This window comes from Achromobacter sp. SIMBA_011, from assembly GCF_046535435.1.
GTDB classification, from domain to species: domain Bacteria; phylum Pseudomonadota; class Gammaproteobacteria; order Burkholderiales; family Burkholderiaceae_B; genus Achromobacter; species Achromobacter dolens.
Genome location: NZ_JAWRWN010000798.1, coordinates 1 through 256, shown reverse-complemented (window position 1 = coordinate 256; position 256 = coordinate 1). Strand labels below are relative to the sequence as shown.

At 61.7% G+C, this 256-nt stretch carries 1 protein-coding gene; it reads right to left on the bottom strand.

Features of this window, described 5'->3' with window-relative positions; translation table 11 throughout:
• Positions 1 to 12: 12 nt before the first annotated feature.
• Positions 13 to 256: hypothetical protein (locus tag SB816_RS33180; protein WP_410548401.1), on the bottom strand; the 244-nt coding region annotated here is incomplete at its 5' end.

Genomic DNA, 256 nt, shown 5'->3' with positions numbered 1-256 from the left:
ATGGCGGCGACCCTACTGCAGCACGTTGCCGCCCTCGCCCGATCCCTGGGCAAGAACGATTTCGGTGATGGCGATCAATGTTTCGGCCCGCGTTTTCAGATCGGGTGCTTCCAGCAGCGCCTGCTTTTCGGCCGGCCCGAACGGAGACATCATGGAGAGCGAGTTGACAAGAACACGGTTGCCCGCCCTCTCCACACTTTCCCAATCCGCCTCCAGCTGGTTGGCATCCAGAAATGCCCGGAACACCCGCAGCAGG